This is a genomic window from Streptomyces sp. NPDC036813 (assembly GCF_055609245.1).
On record NZ_JBVJPV010000008.1, the window covers coordinates 148,442 to 165,545 of the forward strand.

Annotated in this window: 15 protein-coding genes and 1 tRNA gene; 3 read left to right on the forward strand and 13 right to left on the reverse strand. The window is 71.3% G+C overall.

The window, feature by feature from the left end:
* Nucleotides 1-63 precede the first annotated feature (63 nt).
* From ACZ67Q_RS18540 to ACZ67Q_RS18550, 3 genes are all read right to left on the reverse strand, one after another.
* Nucleotides 64-669 carry a lytic polysaccharide monooxygenase auxiliary activity family 9 protein gene (locus ACZ67Q_RS18540; RefSeq protein WP_471183054.1) on the reverse strand — a complete coding sequence of 202 codons (606 nt, stop codon included), beginning with the start codon at nucleotides 667-669 and terminating at the stop codon, nucleotides 64-66.
* A gap of 122 nt (nucleotides 670-791) precedes the next feature.
* Nucleotides 792-1,907, reverse strand: a complete 1,116-nt coding sequence (locus ACZ67Q_RS18545; RefSeq protein ID WP_471183056.1) for an SPFH domain-containing protein — start codon at nucleotides 1,905-1,907, stop codon at nucleotides 792-794.
* A 32-nt stretch (nucleotides 1,908-1,939) separates the two neighbouring features.
* Nucleotides 1,940-3,295 (reverse strand): peptidoglycan-binding protein, encoded by a 1,356-nt coding sequence (locus ACZ67Q_RS18550; RefSeq protein ID WP_471183058.1) that lies wholly within the window; start codon nucleotides 3,293-3,295, stop codon nucleotides 1,940-1,942.
* A 189-nt stretch (nucleotides 3,296-3,484) separates the two neighbouring features.
* Here ACZ67Q_RS18550 and ACZ67Q_RS18555 point away from each other — a divergent pair.
* The 3 genes from ACZ67Q_RS18555 (at nucleotide 3,485) to glxA (ending at nucleotide 7,894) form a co-directional block, all read left to right on the forward strand.
* Nucleotides 3,485-3,558: transfer RNA gene (locus ACZ67Q_RS18555), tRNA-Lys, on the forward strand.
* Between the two features lie 413 nt (nucleotides 3,559-3,971).
* Nucleotides 3,972-5,963, forward strand: coding sequence for a glycosyltransferase family 2 protein (locus tag ACZ67Q_RS18560; protein WP_471183060.1), 1,992 nt, complete (start codon nucleotides 3,972-3,974; stop codon nucleotides 5,961-5,963).
* Nucleotides 5,960-7,894, forward strand: a complete 1,935-nt coding sequence (gene glxA / locus ACZ67Q_RS18565; protein WP_471183063.1) for a radical copper oxidase GlxA — start codon at nucleotides 5,960-5,962, stop codon at nucleotides 7,892-7,894. The genes ACZ67Q_RS18560 and glxA overlap by 4 nt, the downstream gene beginning before the upstream one ends.
* A gap of 89 nt (nucleotides 7,895-7,983) precedes the next feature.
* On the opposite strand, the gene ACZ67Q_RS18570 is transcribed toward glxA, so the two are convergent.
* The 10 genes from ACZ67Q_RS18570 to ACZ67Q_RS18615 form a co-directional block, all read right to left on the reverse strand.
* On the reverse strand, nucleotides 7,984-8,985 hold the full coding sequence (locus tag ACZ67Q_RS18570; protein WP_471183065.1) for a glycoside hydrolase family 6 protein: 1,002 nt from the start codon (nucleotides 8,983-8,985) through the stop codon (nucleotides 7,984-7,986).
* Nucleotides 8,986-9,079: 94 nt separating this feature from the next.
* Nucleotides 9,080-9,745 (reverse strand): class F sortase, encoded by a 666-nt coding sequence (locus tag ACZ67Q_RS18575; RefSeq protein WP_471183067.1) that lies wholly within the window; start codon nucleotides 9,743-9,745, stop codon nucleotides 9,080-9,082.
* 2 nt (nucleotides 9,746-9,747) lie between these two features.
* Entirely contained in the window at nucleotides 9,748-10,326 is a 579-nt protein-coding gene (locus ACZ67Q_RS18580; protein WP_471183069.1) for a hypothetical protein, read from the reverse strand.
* A gap of 138 nt (nucleotides 10,327-10,464) precedes the next feature.
* Nucleotides 10,465-11,244 (reverse strand): HAD-IIA family hydrolase, encoded by a 780-nt coding sequence (locus ACZ67Q_RS18585; protein ID WP_471183072.1) that lies wholly within the window; start codon nucleotides 11,242-11,244, stop codon nucleotides 10,465-10,467.
* Nucleotides 11,245-11,389: 145 nt separating this feature from the next.
* Complete coding sequence (locus ACZ67Q_RS18590; protein WP_471183074.1) at nucleotides 11,390-12,445, reverse strand: 2-aminoethylphosphonate ABC transporter substrate-binding protein; 1,056 nt, start codon at nucleotides 12,443-12,445, stop codon at nucleotides 11,390-11,392.
* Between the two features lie 41 nt (nucleotides 12,446-12,486).
* The gene (locus ACZ67Q_RS18595; RefSeq protein ID WP_471183077.1) at nucleotides 12,487-13,284 is read right to left on the reverse strand and encodes an ABC transporter permease; all 798 of its coding nucleotides are present in this window, start codon (nucleotides 13,282-13,284) and stop codon (nucleotides 12,487-12,489) included.
* A complete protein-coding gene (locus tag ACZ67Q_RS18600; RefSeq protein WP_471183079.1) occupies nucleotides 13,271-14,149 on the reverse strand; it encodes a 2-aminoethylphosphonate ABC transporter permease subunit in 879 nt (292 codons plus the stop codon). The genes ACZ67Q_RS18595 and ACZ67Q_RS18600 overlap by 14 nt, the downstream gene beginning before the upstream one ends.
* A complete protein-coding gene (locus tag ACZ67Q_RS18605; protein WP_471183082.1) occupies nucleotides 14,142-15,194 on the reverse strand; it encodes an ABC transporter ATP-binding protein in 1,053 nt (350 codons plus the stop codon). The genes ACZ67Q_RS18600 and ACZ67Q_RS18605 overlap by 8 nt, the downstream gene beginning before the upstream one ends.
* Nucleotides 15,191-15,880 carry an HAD family hydrolase gene (locus tag ACZ67Q_RS18610; RefSeq protein WP_471183085.1) on the reverse strand — a complete coding sequence of 230 codons (690 nt, stop codon included), beginning with the start codon at nucleotides 15,878-15,880 and terminating at the stop codon, nucleotides 15,191-15,193. Before ACZ67Q_RS18610 ends, ACZ67Q_RS18605 begins: the two co-directional genes overlap by 4 nt.
* 8 nt (nucleotides 15,881-15,888) lie before the next feature.
* The gene (locus tag ACZ67Q_RS18615) at nucleotides 15,889-16,974 is read right to left on the reverse strand and encodes a TIGR03364 family FAD-dependent oxidoreductase (RefSeq protein WP_471183443.1); all 1,086 of its coding nucleotides are present in this window, start codon (nucleotides 16,972-16,974) and stop codon (nucleotides 15,889-15,891) included.
* Between the last annotated feature and the right edge of the window lie 130 nt (nucleotides 16,975-17,104).

Sequence of the window (17,104 nt, forward strand, 5' to 3'; positions counted from 1 at the left end):
GCCCCGATCGGCCGGCGTGGGGGAACCTACCCGCGCCGGCCGGGGCCGTGGCTCAAGCAAGCCTCAGAACGTGACGTCCGAGCAGGCGTAGAACGCGTTGCCCGTGTCCGCGATCGTCCAGACCGCGAGGATCACGTGGTGGCCGCTGAGGCCGGTCGGCAGGGTGCCGCTGTGGGAGAGGGTGGACGGCGGGCGCTGGCCTCCGTAGGGGACGGTGAGGAACGGGGTGAGGTTGAGGTCGGACCGGGAGAGGTTGTGGTCCTGGTTCCAGCCCGGCTTGGTGACGTAGTACTTGAAATCGGTCGTGGCGTGCATCGCGGTGAACTGCCACCGGAAGGTGTAGCTCTGACCGCCCGTCACCTTGGTGGTGGGCCAGGCGCCGCCCGACGGGGTGCGCGGGCTGTCCAGCTGGGCGAACCTGGTGTTGCCGCCCGAGCACAGCCGGCCGTCGGCGGGTCCGGCGGCGGGGAAGCCCTTGGGGCCCTCCACGCTCTGCGGCTCCCACTGGATGTCGCCGCAGTTGCTGACGGTGCCGAGCTGGCAGACCTTCTGCCGGCTGACGGGCAGGTCGGTGTAGCCGTGGCTGCTGGCCCCGCCGGAGGAGAGCGCGATCGCTCCGGTCGTGGCCAGCCCCACCACGGCGGCGTAGAGCTTGGTCCTTGTGCGCATGCTGCCGCTCCTGGGATGTGGGGAGTTCAGTGAGCCGTGCAGGTAGGTCTAGACCAAGTTCGAGGTTATTGCTGACCGTTGGACATGTCCATACCAATCGCAGAGCTCGGCTCCCCGCCCCGTCAGCCCTCCCCGCGCCCCGAGCAGAACGCCACCGTCAGGTCCTTCACCAGTGCCTTGCGCTCGTAGTCGTCCAGTGCCACAAGGCCGCGCACGGTCAGCCGGGTCACCGTCTCCTCGACCGAGTCCACGACCGAGCCGATCACGCTCGCCCGGTGCTCGGCCTCCAGCACGGCGAGCCGCCTGCGCTGCATCACGGCGGCCACCTCAGGGGCGTACTCCACGCGCAGCGGCCGTACCGAGAACACCTCCAGCCCGACCGGCGCCACGTCCGCCGCGACCAGCCGGGTCAGCGTGTCCCCGGTCGTCTCCGCCGGGGCGTGCCCGGCGCCGGGCACCTCCACCGGCACCCGGGTGAGCGCCGCCTCGACGCACTCGCGCAGGAACGTCTCGTGGTCCTCCACGCCGAGCGCGGCCCGCGCGGTGTCCCGCACCCGCCACACCACCAGCACGACCACCCTGAGCGCCACCCCGCTGCCGTCGGCGGCCGGCAGGGGCTCGCCGCGCCAGTGCCGCAGCCGTACGTCCACACCGCGGCGCAGCAGCAGCGGGTTGACCCACAGCAGGCCGGTGCGCCGGACGGTGCCCCGGTAGCGGCCGAACAGGCCGAGCACCCAGGCCCGTCCGGTCCGTCCGCGTGCCAGCCCGCCGAAGCCGAACAGGGCGAGCGCGCCCGCCCCCGCGTACACCGCCCACTGCGCCGGCCCGAGCCCGGCGTCCGGCGTCGCCGGCAGGTGCAGCGCCCGCGCGACGAGCGGCGGCACCAGCCCCGCCCACCAGCCGGCGGCCGCGCAGCCGGCCAGCCCGCACATCCCGGCGAGCACGCCCACCGCGCCGGGCAGTACCCGCGCCCGGCGCTCCACCAGCTCCGGGTCGACCTGCGGCGCGGCGGAGCGCGGCGCCTTCGGGGCCGGGCGGCGGATACGCGGCTGCTCGCCGGTGCCCTGGCGGCGCGCCACGACGGTGGGGCGCACCGGCACCGGCTGCGGGTCGGGGTCGTCACGGAAGAGAAGGTGGACGGGGATCTCGGTGGTGGCCTCGTTCTGGATCAGCCGGGGCGGGCGGGACGCGGCGGCGTCCGCGCTCCCCTCCGACCCGGGCGTCGTGGCCGTACTCAATGCGTGCCTCCAACCGCTGCGGATGGGTGATGTCACCGGAAGAGCCGTCGCCAGGTCTCCGGGCCGGGGTAGCCGTCGGCGGCCGACCCCCGCCAGCCCTGCGCGAGCTGGAACGCCTCGACGGCCCTGCGGTCGGCCTCGCTCCAGCGCGGACCCGGGCCGGACGTGTAGAACCTGCCGAAGCCCTTCTTCACGAGCTGCCGGCCGAGCTGGGTGACCTGGGCGTTGTTCGCGCCCGGGCGGAAGGCGCCGGGGCCGGGGAAGGGCGGCACCGCGGCGGGCGGGGCCGGCGGCGCGGGCTTGCCCGGCGGCTTGGGCGTCGCCGGCGGTGTGGGCTTCGCCGGTCCCTGGGCGCCCGCGGGCGGGATGTCCTTGCCCGTGCCGGCGATCAGCAGCGCCCAGGTCCTCGGACCCGGCAGCCCGTCCGCGCCCGCGCCGGTCCAGCCCTGCGCCTGCTGGAACGCCTGGGTGGCCCGGCGGTCGGCGTCCGTCCACACGGGCCCGGGTCCGGAGGTGTAGAAGCGGGCGCCGCCGCGCTTGACGAGCAGCTGGCCCAGCTGGGTGACGTGGGCGTTGTCCGCGCCAGGGCCGAAGGAGTCCGCGCCGGGGAACGCGGTGGCGTCCTTCTCGGTGCCGCCGCTGCCCGCCGGGGCGCCGGCCGCGCCGTCGGTGACGCCCTTGTAGCGGTACGGCAGATAGGAGGAGGCGTTGCTCCAGTACGGATAGGGGGTGGCCTGGCGGCGGGTGGTGGGGCGGGTCTGTTCGTAGGCGATGTAGTAGGTGTGCGTGTAGTCCGTCCAGCCGCCGAAGATCACCACGTGGGACCCCTTCTCGGGGTCGGCCGTGTTGTGGAACAGCAGGATGTCTCCGGGCTGCAGTTCCTCTTTGGTGATCCGGTCGGCGAACTGGCCGAGGCTGCCGGTCCACTCGTTGCCGGGCAGGTGCCAGGCCATCGACACGAAGCCCGAGCAGTCCTGCCGGTACCCGTCCGACCAGTAGGCGTACATGCTGTACGGCACCTGGGCCGCCACCCACACCTTGGCGCGGTTGATGATCTCCGTACGGGTGATCGGTGGCAGCTTCACGGGGGCGGCGGGCGCCGCCGGAGTGCCGGCCGGGCCGTGCAGCGGGGCCTTGCCGCCCTGCGGGGTCTGTGGCTCGTCACCTGCGGGAACACCGGGCCGGGCGGGGGTGTGCGGGGCCGCCAGGGCCGGTGCGGCACCGCTCGCGGCGAGCGCGGTGGAGGCGGCGGCCGCGACGATCACCACACGGTGCGCGGCGGGGCCTGGGGTCGGGGAGGACGGCGGGGCGGGCCGGTGCAGCCGGGCACAGCCGGGGCAGCCGCAGTCGCTCGCAGGATCGATTTCCTCGAATACCGGACTGTTCATGCGATCTGCCTCACACTCCGGTCCGTTTTGTCCAGGGCTGTACACGCTGATCAGTTTCCCAACCGTCTTGCGGAAGCGCATGGTGACGGTCCGAATGATGTACGACTTTCCCATTTCATGACATAACGGACGCGACACGCGTGGTCAGAGGCACCCCTGGGTGTCCTGTAGAGTTATCGACGTCAGCAGGCGCCGCTAGCTCAGTTGGTTAGAGCAGCTGACTCTTAATCAGCGGGTCCGGGGTTCGAGTCCCTGGCGGCGCACCGACGGCAAGACCCCTCGCTTCGGCGGGGGGTCTTGTTTCGTTCTGCGCCCACGTGCTTCCACACGCCCCCCACCGGCATCACAATGAGCGCGTTTGACCGGTAAACACCGCGTTTCGCATCTTGCGATCAAGCTGAACCCATAGAACCCTGGACGACAACAAGACGCGTATACACGGCACTTGGGGGGCTGAGGGCCGTTTGCGCGGATGTCACGGGGAGAAGGGGGCCCCGTTCACTTCGCTGATGCCGAGGGGGCATCATGCAACCGGAACGCTGCCTTTCCATGTCTATAGGGTTGGGACGACGTGGGGACAGCGGCCCGCCACTGAACCATCCGTGACGGTCGAGGGGGCCGGAGCGGGTGACGTAACCGACAGACACGCGCTGACCTGCGTGTGGGGGGATGACTCATGACGTCGACGCCGACGGGCGCCCGGCACGGCTCCGACCCGTCACAGACCACTCAGCTCAGGGTGCCCACGCACCGGATGAGCACCACCGGAACCTTCCGGCGGATCAAGAGGAACCTGCCGAGATACGACTACGAGCACTACAGCAGGCTGGCCGGCCCCCTCACCCAGCCCGATCCGCACAAGCCGTACACCGTTCAGTACCGCTCGCTGATCTCCCAGGAACCGCACCGCATCCGGGTCGCCCTGATGCTGGCAGCGGCCCCCATACTCTCGCTGGTCCTGCTGTTCTGGCTGCTCCAGCCCGAACACTGGACCGAACGCGACTACCCGGCCTTCGACTTCCTGCCGGCCCTCGACGTCGTGATGCTGGTCTCGATCGGCCTGATCGAGTTCTTCCGCTGCCTGAACGTGCTGTCCAACGCGCACGCCACGCTCGTCGCCCGTGATCCCGTCCCGGTCGTGCCTCAGACCGGCACCCGGGTCGCCTTCCTCACCTCCTTCGTGCCCGGCAAGGAGCCGCTGGAGATGGTCACCAAGACCCTGGAGGCCGCCGTCCGGCTGCGCCACCGGGGCCTGCTGCACGTGTGGCTGCTCGACGAGGGCGACGACCCCGACGTCAAGGCCGTGTGCGAGCGGCTCGGCGTGCACCACTTCTCCCGCAAGGGCGTCGCGAAGTGGAACCAGGCCAAGGGCCCGCACCGGGCCAAGACCAAGCACGGCAACTACAACGCCTGGCTGGACGCCCACGGCGACGACTACGACTTCTTCGCCTCCGTCGACACCGACCACGTGCCGCTGCCGAACTACCTGGAGCGGATGCTCGGCTTCTTCCGCGACCCGGACGTCGGCTTCGTCATCGGCCCGCAGGTCTACGGCAACTACGACTCGTTCGTGACCAAGGCCGCCGAGTCGCAGCAGTTCCTCTTCCACGCCCTCATCCAGCGCGCCGGCAACAAGTACGGCGCCCCGATGTTCGTCGGCACCTCCAACGCCGTACGCATCAAGGCGCTCAAGCAGATCGGCGGCCTGTACGACTCGATCACCGAGGACATGGCCACCGGGTTCGAGATCCACCGCCACAAGAACCCCGTCACCGGGCGCAAGTGGAAGTCGGTCTACACCCCAGACGTGCTCGCCGTCGGCGAGGGCCCGGCCGCCTGGACGGACTTCTTCACCCAGCAGATGCGCTGGTCGCGCGGCACCTACGAGACGATCCTCAAGCAGTACTGGAAGGGCTGGGGCACCCTGCCGCCCGGCCGGCTCTTCAACTACACGATGATGATCATCTTCTATCCGATGTCCGCCTTGAACTGGATGCTCGCGGCGCTCAGCTGCGCGCTGTTCCTGGGCCTGGGCGCCTCGGGTGTGAACATCGACCCCACCGTGTGGCTGATGCTCTACGGCAACGCCTCCGCCCTGCAGATCGGCCTGTACATCTGGAACCGGCGCCACAACGTCTCCCCGCACGAGCCGGAGGGCTCCGGCGGTGTGGCCGGCATGGTGATGTCCGCGCTGTCGGCGCCGCTGTACGCCAAGGCGCTGATCGACTCCCTGCTGCGCCGCAAGAGCAAGTTCGTCGTCACGCCCAAGGGCGACTCGGCGAGCCCGGACACCTGGTTCGGCACCTTCCGCTACCACTGGTACTTCATCGCCATCTTCGGCGGCTCCATCACCGCCGGCCTCGTGCTCGGGCACTCCCACCCGGCGATGATCATCTGGGCCACGTTCGCCCTGCTCATCACCGCCGCGCCGATCTTCGTCTGGCGCCACGAACTGCGGCAGGCCGCGAAGAAGCCTGCCGCCCACGCGGCGGGAGCGCCGCAGGACGCGGTCCCGCCCGCCCCGGCACACGGGACTCCCGCGCACGGGGCTGCGGCGCAGTACGCGCCGCACGGCCCGGCCCCGCGCCCGCAGTGGGCCGAGCCGGGCTCGGGCAACGACCAGACCATGCAGATCGCCCTTGGTGGGCTGGGGGGACGTAAGGAATGAACGACCGAGCCGGCCGCCGCCGCGCCCGTCGACTCGCGATAGGCACGGCGGTGGTCCTCGCGCTGGCCGGGATGAACGGTCCGTGGCTGTACCGCTTCAGCACCGCGAAGTACCACGACTACAAGATCAACAAGCCGGAGTACAAGGCGGAGAACGGCCACTGGGACATCGTCCAGTTCCCCGAGGAGTACCGCCAGAACACCATCCACGCGGCGCTGCTGCACACCGGGAAGATCCTGCTCGTCGCCGGATCCGGCAACAACCAGGAGAACTTCGACGCCAAGAAGTTCGACACCCGGATCTGGGACCCGGTCAAGGGCACCATCAAGAAGGTGCCCACCCCGAGCGACCTGTTCTGCACCGGCCACACCCAGCTGCCCAACGGCAACCTGCTGATCGCCGGCGGCACCAAGCGGTACGAGAAGCTCAAGGGTGACGTCACCAAGGCCGGCGGCCTGATGATCGTCCACAACGAGAACCCGGACAAGCCGATCACCCTGCCCGCGGGCACCCAGTTCACCGGCAAGGAGAACGGCAAGACGTTCGTCTCCAAGGACCCGGTGCTCGTGCCGCGCGCGAAGAAGGTCTTCGACAAGGCCGGGAGGTTCCTGCGCAACGACCCCGGGCTCGGCCGTATCTACGTCGAGGCGCAGCACAGCGGGCAGAAGTACGAGACCGGCACCCAGGACAACTACCGCATCCAGGGGCTCTCCGGCACCGACGCCCGCAACACGTACGGCATCGCGCAGAAGCTCGCCCTGGACAAGAAGGACTTCCAGGGCATCCGCGACGCCTACGAGTTCGACCCGGTCGCCGAGAAGTACATCAAGGTCGACCCGATGAACGAGGCCCGCTGGTATCCGACGCTCACCACGCTGAGCGACGGCAAGGTCCTCAGCGTCTCCGGTCTCGACGACATCGGACAGCTGGTCCCGGGCAAGAACGAGGTCTTCGACCCCAAGACCAAGACCTGGACCTACACCAAGTCGGTCCGTCAGTTCCCCACCTATCCGGCGCTGTTCCTGCTGGAGAACGGGAAGATCTTCTACTCGGGCTCCAACGCGGGCTACGGCCCCGACAACGTCGGGCGTGAGCCGGGCGTCTGGGACGTGGACACCAACAAGTTCACCAAGATCCCGGGGCTGAGCGACGCGAACATGATGGAGACGTCCGGCACGGTGCTGCTGCCGCCGGCCCAGGACGAGAAGTACATGGTGATCGGCGGCGGCGGGGTCGGCGAGTCCAAGCTGTCCAGCAACCGGACGCGGATCGTGGACCTGAAGGAGCCGGACCCGAAGTTCGTGGACGGTCCGACGCTGGAGAAGGGCACCCGCTACCCGCAGTCCTCGATCCTGCCCGACGACAGCGTGCTGGTCTCCGGTGGCTCGGAGGACTACCGCGGCCGCGGCGACTCCAACATCCTCCAGGCGCGGCTGTACGACCCGAAGTCCAACGCGTTCAAGCGGGTCGCCGACCCGCTGGTCGGCCGCAACTACCACTCCGGATCGATCCTGCTGCCCGACGGCCGTGTGATGTTCTTCGGCTCCGACTCGCTCTACGGCGACAAGGCCAACACCAAGCCCGGCAAGTTCGAGCAGCGCATCGAGATCTACACGCCGCCCTATCTGTACCGGGACGCGCGCCCCGACCTGTCCGGCGGCCCGCAGACCATCGAGCGCGGCGGCTCGGGCACGTTCACCTCGCAGCACGCCGCCACGGTCAAGAAGGCCCGGCTGATCCGGCCGAGCGCGTCGACGCACGTGACGGACGTCGACCAGCGCTCGATCGCGCTGGACTTCAAGGTGTCCGGCGACAAGGTGACGGTGACGGTCCCGAAGGACCGCAACCTCGTCCCGTCCGGCTGGTACATGCTGTTCGTGGACGACGACCAGGGCACGCCGAGCACGGCGCAGTGGGTGAGGGTCCCCTAGCGGCCCCGGCGATCCCCAGGCGACACGGCTACGACGAAGGGGCGCCCTCCTCCCGGGGGGCGCCCCTTCGTGCTGCCGCTGCTGCGTCGCTACTTCGATGCCTCGGCGAGCTTCAGCGCGTAGTCCGCCCACCACTCGCCCGCCTTCGGGCCGCCCTTGCACTCGCCGTCGGACTCCCCGGGGCGCTTCACCCACAGGTAGGCGTCGACCAGCGGGTCGGCCGTCTTCGTCGTCGGCGGCTCGCCCAGCGCCCGGCCCGGCGGGTTGCACCAGCGTTCGTTCGCCTCGCGGCCGGCGTAGGGGCCGTTGCCGTTGCGGCTGGTGTCGATGACGAAGTGCTTGCCGCCGGTCTTCGCCGACAGCTGCTTGCCGTAGGCGAGGGAGTCCCTGGTGGAGTAGAAGTTGGACACGTTGACCGCGAAACCGTCGGCCTGGTCGACGCCCGCCCACTTCAGCGGCTCGACGACCTGGTCGGGGTGGCCCCAGCCCGCGTTGCCCGCGTCCAGGTACACCTTGGTGTTCTTGAGCGACTTCAGCTTGGCGATCGCGCCCTTGAGCAGGTCGTAGCGCTCCTCGTGGAACTCGTCCGGGGTGCAGCCGTCCACCAGGTGCAGCACGGCGTCCGGTTCCAGGATCACCGTGGCCGCGCGGTCGCCGATGCCCTTCGCCACGCCGTCGATCCAGGCGCGGTAGGTGTCGCCGTCGGCGGCGCCGCCCTGCGAGTACTGGCCGCAGTCGCGGTGCGGGATGTCGTACAGCACCAGCAGCGCGGTGCGGCCGGCCTTGTCGGCGGCCTCGGTGAAGCCGCGCGCCTCGGCCTCGGGGTTCTCCGGGCCGATCCACTCGCCGGTCGGCTGCTCGGCGATCTTGCGGATCTGGTCGGCCTCGGCCCGCTTGTCGTCCTTGAGGTAGGCCGCGACCTGCCGGGCCGCGGTGCCGTCCGGGTTGACCCAGAACGGGTCGGCCTCCTTGGGTTGCTGAGTGATCTGCGCGGCCGCCGCGCCTTCCTTGTCGTCACCGCTCCCGGAGGAACAACCGGCGATCAGCAGCGCCGCCCCCAGCGCTGCCGCCACCCCCCTCTTGCGGTACATCCAACTCCCCCTCGGGTGGCCTGTCTCGGGGCTCAATCCTGGCATACGACCCGCGACGCCCACGAGGTCGTCCCGGCGGACCGTCGGCGAGCTGTTACAGCCGGGTGCCCGTCAGGTAGGCGGACACGATCACGTTGGCCGTGTAGCTGCGGCTCGCCTTGTCGAAGGTGCCGCCGCAGGTGATCAGCCGCAGCTCGGCCCGCCCCGGCCGGCGGGGACCGTAGGCGCGGTGGGCGTCGAAGTGGTCTCGGGGCAGGACCTGGACGTCGTCGACGGTGAACTCGGCGACGTGGCCGTCGGCGCGCACCACGCGCACGGTGCGGCCCGGTCTGAGCGTGCTGAGCTTGTAGAAGACGGCGGGTCTGGTCGCGGTGTCGACGTGCCCCACCATCAGCGCGGTCCCGGCCGCGCCCGGCGCCGCTCCGCCCGCGTACCAGCCGACCACCGCCGCCTGGTCGAACGGCGGCGGCTCGATGGCGCCCCCGGCGTCCAGGCCGCGCCCCACGACCGGTGCCTGCACGCCCAGGTCGGGGATGTCGATGCGCTGCGGCGCGGCCCCCTTGAGCGGCCGGGCGGCCGGGGGCAGCTCGGCGAGCGGTGGGCGGCCCGCGGCTGCCATGTCACCGGTGGTCGGCGCGGACATGGTCTGCCGTACGTCGGTGACCTTCATCCCCCACAGCCAGAGCCCCAGCAGCAGGACCGCCCAGGCCACGCCCATGACCAGGCGCGCGGTGCCGGAGGAGCGTTCGGTGTCCGCCATGGTCAGTGGGTCCTGCGGCTCCGGCGGGCGACACCGCGCACGCCCACGGCGGTCGCGGCGACGCCGGCCAGGACCAGTCCCATGACGGCGTGCGCGAGGCCGGGTCCCTCGGCGTGGGCGTCGGCGGCGATGCGCGCGGTGCGCTCGGCGGTGAGCCGTGCGGTGCCGCCGCCGCCCGCGTGGACCGGGGCGATCGGGGACGCGGGGGCGGACGCCGGCGGTTCGTGCCCGGGAGGGGTCGTGTACCCGCCGCGCTGCACGACGGTGACCTTGCCCGCGACCGTGCGGCCGGCGCAGGTGACCTTCACGTCGTACGTGCCGGGTGTGACGGAGGAGCGGATCCTGCTCTCCCCGGTGAGGGCGCCCTCGGCGCCGGCGAGGTGCGCGTCGGTGACGAAGGCGGGAGAGACGGCGGTGGCGGTGCGGCCGGCGCAGCCGTGCGCGCTCAGCGACACGTCGGCGCCGGGGGCGGGTGAGGAAGGGGACACCGAGACCGCGCCTCCGTCCGCCGCGTACGCCGCCGGGGTGAGCGCGGCGAGCACCGCGGCGCCCGCACAGACAGTGACCTTCAGTGAGCCCATCGTGTACCTCCAGTTATCTGGAGGCTCCCCGTCCGGGACCGCCGACGCATCCGCTGGGGCGCCGATATTGCTCCGTCCGGGTGATGTTCCCGCCGGCCCGGGTTGGGCGGGACCACCCCGGGCCGGCGACGGCCCGGGTCAGACCAGGTCGACCAGGTCCGCGATGGAGTCCACTACGTGCGAGGGCCGGTAGGGGAAGTTCTCCACCTGGCCGGTCGTGGTGAGGCCGGTGAGCACCAGGAAGGTCTGCATCCCGGCCTCCATGCCGGCCAGCACGTCGGTGTCCATCCGGTCGCCGATCATCGCGCTGGTCTCGGAGTGCGCGCCGATGGCGTTCAGGCCGGTGCGCATCATCAGCGGGTTCGGCTTGCCCGCGAAGTACGGCTGCTTGCCGGTGGCCTTGGTGATCAGCGCGGCCACCGCGCCGGTCGCCGGGAGCGGGCCCTCGGTGGAGGGGCCGGTCTCGTCGGGGTTGGTGCAGATGAACCGGGCCCCGCCGTTGATCAGCCGCACGGCCTTGGTCATGGCCTCGAAGGAGTACGTGCGGGTCTCGCCGAGGACGACGTAGTCGGGCTCGTGGTCGGTGAGGATGTAGCCGATGTCGTGCAGCGCGGTGGTCAGACCGGCCTCGCCGATGACGTAGGCCGAACCGCCGGGGCGCTGGTCGTCGAGGAACTTCGCGGTGGCCAGCGCCGAGGTCCAGATGTTCTCGATCGGCACGTCCAGGCCCATGCGGGTCAGGCGGGCGTGCAGGTCACGCGGCGTGTACATGGAGTTGTTGGTCAGTACCAGGAACGGTTTGCCGGACTCGCGCAGCTTCTTCAGGAAGGCGTCGGCGCCGGGGATCGGCACTCCCTCGTGGATGAGGACGCCGTCCATGTCGGTGAGCCACGACTCGATGGGCTTGCGGTCTGCCATGTGCTGCGTCTCCTGGCGTACGTACGGTCCTACACGGGCTGGGGGCGCCGGAACCACGGCGTACCGACGCCCCCAGCCTAATCAGCGGTGGCTGATCTCGACCCCGTCGGAGACGGTGATCTCGCCTGCCGGGCAGTGCGCCGGGTCAGCTGCCGGTCGCGGACTTCCAGTCGTCGACGTAAGCGGTGAGGTTCTTGTCGATGTCGGACCAGTCCGGCTCGAAGACCTGGACGCCGTCCATCAGCTTGGCCAGCGCGATGGCGTTGGCGTCGGTGGCCTTGACGTCGGTGCGGGCGCTGAAGCCGCCGCCGATCTCGCTGACCTGCTGCTGGGCGGCCTGGCCGAGCATGAAGTCGAGCAGCTTCTTCCCGTTCTCGCTGTGCGGGGCCTTGGTGACGAGACCGGCCGCGTACGGCAGCGCGAAGGTGGTGGGCCTGCCGTCCTGGCCGGCCGGGAACCAGATGCCGAGGTGGGGCATGGTCCTGGACTGGGCGTAGTTCATCTGCACATCGCCGTTGGCGACGAGGAGTTCGCCCTTGTCGACCTTCGGCGCGAGCTTGCCGGTGGACGCGGACGGGCCGACGTTGTTGGCCTGGAGCTTGCCCAGGTAGTCCAGCGCGGGCTGCTTGCCGCCGAAGTCGTGCATGGCCTTGATCAGGACGGCGGTGCCGTCCCCGGCGACGCCGGGCGTGGAGTACTGGATCTTGTTCTTGTAGGTGCCGTCCAGCAGTTCCTGCCAGGTCTTCGGGGCCTTGGGAAGCTGCTGCTTGTTGTAGACGAAGCCGAAGTAGTTGTTGACGACGGCCGTCCAGGTGCCGTCGGCGGCCTTGTCGGCGCCGCTGACCTGCTCGGAGCCCTTCGGGGCGTACTTCTGCAGCAGGCCCTTGCCATCGGCCTGCTGGATGAACGGCGGCAGCGTGACCAGCACGTCGGCCTGCGGGTTGCTCTTCTCGCGGACGGCGCGCTGCACCATCTCACCGGAGCCCCCCTCGACGTACTTGACCTTGATGCCGGTCTGCTTCTCGAAGTCCTTGAAGACGCGGTCGTACCAGCCGTCGCCGTTCTCGCCCTTGAGTCCGTCGGCGCTGTAGACGGTGACGGCCTTGTCGTCGGCGTCGGCGGAGGAGCCGCCGCAGGCGGTGAGCGCAGGGGCGGCGAGGACGACGAGGGCGGTGGCGATCGTAAGGGTGTTTCTGGGCATGGCGAGGCCAACTCCAGGGGTCTGCGGAGGATGTGAGCGGGTCAGCGGTAGGCGGCTTTCGTCCGCACGCGGGAGACGGCGAACAGCACGAGCAGCGTCGCCGCCATGAGGACCACCGCGACGGCGGACCCGGCGAACAGGGCGCCGCGGTCGGTGGCCGCGTAGATCAGGACGGGCAGCGGGGTCCAGTCGGGCGGGTAGAGCATCATCGTGGCGCTCAGCTCCCCCATGGACAGGGCGAAGCACAGGCCGGCGGCGGCGGTCAGCGACGGCAGCAGCAGCGGCAGCCGCACCCGCCACAGCACGTACGCGGGGCTCGCGCCCAGAGAGGCGGCGGCCTGCTCGTACGCCGGGTCGAGGCGGCGGATCGCGGCGGACACCGACTGGTGGGCGAAGGCGGTGACCAGCACGGTGTGGGCGAGGATCACGATCCAGCGGGTGCCGTTGAGGAGCAGCGGCGGCCGGGAGAAGGCGACCAGGACGGACAGGCCGACGACGACCGAGGGCACGGCGACGGGCAGGACGAACAGGGCGTCGATCAGCCGCCGGTGACGCTCCCTGAGCGCCGCGGCGGCCAGCGCCGCCCAGGTGCCGACAGCGAGGGCGAGCAGGCTCGCCGCGAGCGCGGTGAGCAGGCTGGTGGTGAGTGCCTGGAGGGCGTCGCCGCGGGTGGCGGCGCGGTAGTGGCCGAGCGTCGGGCCGGAGGGCAGGACGCTCGACCAGTGGGTGGCGAAGGACGCGCCGAGGACGACGAGGAGGGGCAGCGCGAACAGAGGGAGGAAGAGCAGCAGGAAGACCGCCCAGATCGTCCACTTGGCGCGGCGGCTATGCACCAGCACGACGGCTCACCACCCGGTACAGGCCGTACAGGCCCACGGAGAGAAGGACGTTGACGACGGCGACGACGCAGGCGCCCGCGTAGTCGGACTCCAGGATCGCCTTGCCGTAGACGAGGGTCGGCAGGGTGGTGACGCCCTTGGCGCCGGTGAACAGCACGATGCCGAACTCGTTGAGGCACAGCACGAGGACGAGGCTGCCGCCGGCGGCGAGCGCGGGCAGCGCCTCCGGCAGGATGATCTGCCGCACGATGCGCGGGGCGCGGGCGCCGAGCGAACCGGCCGCCTCCATCTGGGCGGTGTCGAGCTGCGCGAACGCGGCGAGCAGCGGCCGCATCACGAACGGCGTGAAGTAGGTGACCTCCGCGAGCAGCACGCCCCACGGCGTGGTCAGGAAGGCGAAGGGGCCCTCGGCGGCGCCGGTGACGGAGGTCCACAGCCCGTTGGCCATGCCGACGCCGCCGTAGACGAACAGCAGCGCGAGCGTGATGAGGAAGGACGGGAAGGACAGGAAGACGTCGATGAACCGGGCGACCGCCCTCGCGCCGGGGAACGGTACGAACGCGATGACCAGCGCCAGCAGGAAGCCGAGCACCAGGCACCCGGCAGTCGCGGCCAGGGCCAGCCACACCGTCGTCCACAACGCGTCCCGGAACGCGGCGGAGGCGAGGACGTCGGCGTACGGCTCCAGCGAGGTGCCACCGGTGTCCGGCTGGAAGGACTGCCGGACGACGAGGGCGAGGGGGTAGAGGAAGAAGACGGCGAGCAGGGCGACGGGGGGCAGCGCCCACAGCAGGCCGCGGTCGCGCCGCGCCCGGGCACGCTTCGCCGCCGGGGCCGCGAGCGGTATGTCCAGGGGCCTACTCATCGCCCACCCCGGCGGCCAGCAGCGTCGCGTCCTCCGGTGCGAAGTGCAGGGTGACCTGCTCGCCGTGCGCGGGCGGGTCCCTCAGCTCGCGCAGGTCGGCCATGATCCGGTGGCCGTCCACCTCGACGTACAGCCGGTGGGTGGCGCCGCGCCACTGGAGGTCGGTGACCGTGCCGGTGAGCCGGTTGGGGCCCTCGCCGAGGCCGACGAGGTGGGGGCGGACGCACAGGGTGGCCTTCGCCCCGGTCGTCGCCCCGCCGGTGACGACCTTGATCGGCGCGTCCCCGAGGCGGACGCCCTCGCCGGTCACGGTCACCGGCAGCAGGTTCGCGTTGCCGACGAAGGACGCGGTGAACGCGTTCGCGGGTGCCCGGTACAGCTCGCGCGGTGTGCCGCAGGCCCGGAGGCGGGCCCGGTCCATCACGGCGATCCGGTCGGCGAGGGTGAGGGCCTCGACCTGGTCGTGGGTGACGTACAGCATCGACACGTCGGGCAGTTCGCGGTGCAGCCGGGCCAGTTCGGTGAGCATCCCCGAACGCAGGCGGGCGTCGAGCGCGGAGAGCGGCTCGTCCAGCAGCAGGACCGAGGGGCGGATCGCGAGCGCGCGGGCGATGGCGACGCGCTGCTGCTGGCCGCCGGACAGCTCCCGCGGGTGGCGGCGGGCGTAGCCGGTCATGCCGACCATCTCCAGCGCCTCGGCGACCCGGGTGCGGATCTCGCTCCTCGCGACCTTGCGGGCCTTGAGTCCGAAGGCGACGTTGTCCTCGACCCGCAGGTGCGGGAAGAGCGCGTAGCTCTGGACGACCATGCCGATGCCCCGGCGGTGCGGCGGCAGGTCGGTGACGTCCCGGCCGCCGAGGTGCACGCGCCCGGCGGCGGGCCGCACGAACCCGGCGACCGCCCGCAGCGCGGTGGTCTTGCCGGATCCGGACGGCCCGAGCAGCGCCATCACCTCGCCCGGTTCGACGGTCAGGTCGAGGGAGTCGAGGACTACGTGGCCGTCGTAGGCGACGGTGACGTTCTCGAAGCGGATGCCGCTGCTCATCCGAGTACTCCCGGCAACTCCCCGACGGAAGCGAGGACATGGGTGGCGCCGGCCCGGCGCAGCTCCGGCTCGCGGTGCGCCCCGGTGAGCACACCGGCCACCACGCCCGCCCCGGCCCGCACGCCGCTGAGCACGTCGTAGGAGGTGTCGCCGACGACGGCGACCTGACGGACGTCGGCGGCGGCCTTCGTGCGCAGGAAGGCGGTGTGGACCATGTCCGGATACGGCCGCCCGCGCCCTCCGGCGTCGGCGGGGCACAGGGTGAGCGGCACGAGGTCCTGCCAGCCGAGCGCGGCCAGGATGGCGTCCTGGGTGACGCGGGCGAAGCCGGTGGTCAGCACGACGGTCCGGCCGGCGGCCTGGATCTTCTCGATGGCCTCGCGAGCGCCGGGGACGGGTGCGATGCGGCCGGCGTCGACGAGGTCGCCGTACGCCTTCTCGAAGGCGGTGTTGGCGCGCTGCGCGAGGTCCTCCGCGCCGAACAGGTGGCGGAAGACGGAGATCTTCGACTCGCCCATGGTGGCGCGCACATGGGCGAGTTTGCCGGCGTGGCCGCGGCTGCCGGGCTCGACGCCCAGCTCGGCTGCGGCCGCCTCGAAGGCCTGCTCGACGAGGCCGCCGTCGGCGACGGTCGTACCGGCCATGTCGAGGACGACGAGGCTGATGTCGGGGGTCGTGTCGCTCATGGGGAGGGTCACCAGTTCAGTTCGTTCGCGGTCGTCTCGGCTATCGCCGGCGAGCAGGTCATGCCGCGCCCGCCGGGCCCGGTGACCAGCCACACCCCCTCGCGCACCTGTTGCCGGTGCACGACCTTGCGCGGGTCGGTGCACTGCGCGTACACCCCGGCCCAGCGGCGCCGGATCCTCGGCAGCGGCCTGCCGAGCAGGGACTCGACGACGCCGGTGAGGTGCTCGTAGGGGTCCTCGAGGGTGTCGAAGGCGAAGGGGTGCTCGTACTCGTGGGTGTCGCCGATGGTCAGGCCGCCGTCGGCGCGCTGCACCATCAGCAGTTGCATCTTGTGCGCGGCGGCCGTCTCGGGCTGGGGCCGGCGGGCGTTGAGATCGTCCAGGGCGGGCGAGGCGTACGCCGGGTAGTAGCGGAAGCTGTCGGCGTCGGCGACGGAGGTGGTCAGGGGCTCGCCGAGCGGGTCGGTCTGCATCATCTGCAGGCGCACCCGGCGCACGGGCAGGTCCGGCCCGGCCAGTTCGCGCACCAGGCCGCCGAGCCAGGCGCCGGTGGCGAGGACGACGACCTCGGCGCGGTGCACGTCGCCGTGATCGTCGCGGACGGCACTGCCGCCGATCACCTCGCGGACCTCGCGGCCCGGCAGGAAGGTGTAGTTCGGGGACTTGGCGAGCTCTGCGCGCAGGGCGAGCTGCGCGGTGCGCGGCTCGACGGCCGCGTCGCGCTCGCAGTACAGGGCGGCGTCGAACGCACCGCGCAGAGCGGGGTTCAGCGCGCGGGCCTCGTCCGGCGTGAGCAGCTTGTAGCCGCGGTCGGGCGCGTCCTCGCGGGCCACCGCGGCCTCGGCGACGGCCACTTCGAGGTCACCGCGGAGCGGGGTCAGCGAGCCGTTGGGACGGAAGCCGAGCCCGGGCACCCGGGCGCCGATCTCCTGCCACAGCTCGCGCGCCCGCAGGGCCGTCGCCAGCTCCTCACCACCCGCGCGGCCACTGATCCAGATCTGGCCGAAGTTGCGCAGGGAGGCGCCGCGCGCCTCGCTCTCGCGCTCGATCTGTACGACCTCATGGCCGCGCTGGACTGCTTGCCAGGCGTGCATGGTCCCGACCACGCCGCCTCCTACGACTGTCACTCTCACGTCGGCCACGCTCCTCTCGGCCGGGGAACCGGAAGGGTCCGGATGCCGACGGGAGCGTGAACGAGCCATCACGTTTGGGCTAGACCCGTTA